We start from the raw sequence: 239 nt of genomic DNA, 5'->3' as shown, positions 1-239 counted from the left end.
ATGGCGCTTCCGATCTGGCCTATCGTCATTCACTGCCACTCAGGGATCTGCTTACCCCGAAAAAAGAGCAACAGCCCCCCGATGACGGCATTTTCCCGCAAGAGTTTGGCCCACAACAAATGCTGACCTGTGGGCCGATTACCACAGAGGATTATCGCCGGGCTTTGCTGGACCTGCATAGCAGTGACGCAGTTAGCGAAAAAAGCACAGGTTATTTTTTCTTTAACGATGTACAGCTT

The 239-nt window shown here is 51.0% G+C and carries 1 protein-coding gene; it reads left to right on the top strand.

Annotation, left to right across the window (positions count from 1 at the left end):
• The coding region (locus tag KZ793_RS09300) for a hypothetical protein (RefSeq protein WP_225815080.1) at positions 1 to 239 on the top strand (239 nt) is incomplete at both ends.

It is taken from the genome of Photorhabdus antumapuensis (genome assembly GCF_020387775.1).
GTDB lineage: Bacteria > Pseudomonadota > Gammaproteobacteria > Enterobacterales > Enterobacteriaceae > Photorhabdus > Photorhabdus antumapuensis.
The sequence above is the reverse complement of the archived record's forward strand: the minus strand, read 5'-3'. Positions and strand labels throughout refer to the sequence as shown.